Origin of the sequence: Arthrobacter agilis, from assembly GCF_002953615.1 — a bacterium.
Lineage (GTDB): Bacteria > Actinomycetota > Actinomycetes > Actinomycetales > Micrococcaceae > Arthrobacter_D > Arthrobacter_D agilis_B.
On sequence record NZ_CP024915.1, the window covers coordinates 3,471,557 to 3,473,545 of the forward strand.

Here is a 1,989-nt window from a genome sequence, read left to right on the forward strand (position 1 = left end):
CCGTGAGCCCTGTTCGGTTGATCTTCGAGGCGCTGCTGCCGGTACTACCTCAGGTCACGTCGATCATTGGGCAACTGGCGGTGATTGCCGGTCAGTTAGCGTCCGTGATCGTCTCAGGGCTCACTATCGCCCTCAAGGTGCTCGCGCCGGTCATCACTGGGCTGCTGATGGGGCTTGCCGGGTTCATCAGTGGCATTACGTCTTCTGAGGCGGGTGTTACCGGGCTGATGACGGTTCTGTCTGCTGCTGCGGCGGTCTGGCTGCTGTTTCAGGGCCGCATCCTGGCGACGACGATTGCGACCAACGCGCACATCCTGGTCACGAAAGCTCAGGCTGTCGCGGCTAAGGCCGCTGCTGCGGGTCAGTGGCTGATGAATGCTGCCCTAACCGCCAACCCAATCGGCATCGTTGTCGCGGCGGTTGCTGCTCTCGTGGGCGGTCTGGTCTATTTCTTCTCGCAGACCGATACCGGGCGCAAGATCATCCAGAACGTGTGGGGTGCCATCAAGTCATTCATTGGCGGGGTGGCGGACTGGTTCCGCACAACGTTCCTGCCGGGACTCCAGATGGTCTTCAAGGCCGTTGGGGTCATCTTCTCGTGGCTCTACAACGACATCATCAAGCCGGTCTGGAACGGGATCCGGGACACCATCTCGGGCGTCTGGAACAACAAGATCAAGCCCGTTTTCAACGCGCTCAAAACGGGTGTGGAGGCATTGCCGGCTGCGTTTGAGGCTGCCAAGAACGGTATCGGTTCGGCGTGGGATGCGATCCGTGAGGCCGTCAAGGAGCCGATCCGCGCTGGTATCGGGTTCATCAATGAGGGCCTGATCGATCGGTTCAACACGATCCCCGGCGTGAACATCAAAAAGCTCGCGTTGCCTCCTGGTTTTCAGAAGGGCGGGTACACGGGTGATGGTGCGGCGAGTGAGTTCGCTGGTCACGTCCATAAGGGCGAGTACGTGTTCACGAAAGCCCAGACCTCGGCGATCGGTAAGGACCGTCTCGCGTCACTGGCTCATGGTGCTGCGTCTGGTCGGCTTGCTGATGGTTCGTCGGCCTTGTTTTTTGGTGGGTTGCAGCAGTCGTTTAAGGATGCTGGGGCTGCGTATGTGCGGTCGGTTGGTGCGGGTTCGTGGAACATCCCTGGTGCTGCTTCTTTGTGGGATGGTGCGGCTGGTTTGAAGGTGCGGGCCGGCAACGGTTCGCCTTCGATGACTGCCACGCTACGGCCGCTGGGTAATCAGATCCTTGGTTACGCGTACAGCAACGGTGACATCAGTTTGGCGTCGGGTTGGGTGAATCAGTTGTCGCCTACTCAGCGTCGTACTACTGCGGCGCATGAGATCGGCCACGTGTTGGGTCTGCCGCACAACTCGGGTATGCGTTCGATCATGCACCCGAACCTTGCGTCTCAGTCGCCTGTTCCTACGGGTACTGATATTCGGAACCTGCAAGCCCTGTACCCGGGTGGCACTGGTCGGGCTGGTGCGGGGAATGAGAACCCGTTCGACGGTCTCGTTGACGCTCTGGCTGGGAAGTTGAAGGCGGCGTTCCCTGGTGGTGGCATGTTCATTGATGCTGCCGCTGGCCTTGCTAAGACAGGTATTGAGCAGGTCGTGAAGATTGTCACGGACATTAAGAACGGGATCAAGGAGATCGCGGGAAATGTGTTCGGGAAGGTGAAGGAGTTCTTCGGCGGCGGCGCATCAACTGCCCCGACCCTTTATGACAACGGTGGTGTGCTGTCCCCGAATGGTGGACGGCCTCAGCTCGTGCAGAACAAGACGGGCAAGCCGGAATACATCTTCACGAACCGCGAAATGCAAGCACTCGCAAATGGGGGAGGGCCCGCCGTAGTCAACAACTACAACGGGCCGGTCGGGTTCAATCCCGAACAACTCGCGCGGCATCAGGAGACAAATCGCCGTCGTGCTCAAACGATGGCCGGTCTTGATGGCGTCGTATTCGCCTAGCTAAACGAGAAAG

General features: G+C 59.4%; 1 protein-coding gene. It reads left to right on the forward strand.

Annotated elements, in window-relative coordinates; genetic code table 11:
* Positions 1-1,976 (forward strand): matrixin family metalloprotease (locus CVO76_RS17575; RefSeq protein WP_208740250.1); only part of this gene is annotated, 1,976 nt, incomplete at its 5' end.
* Between the last annotated feature and the right edge of the window lie 13 nt (positions 1,977-1,989).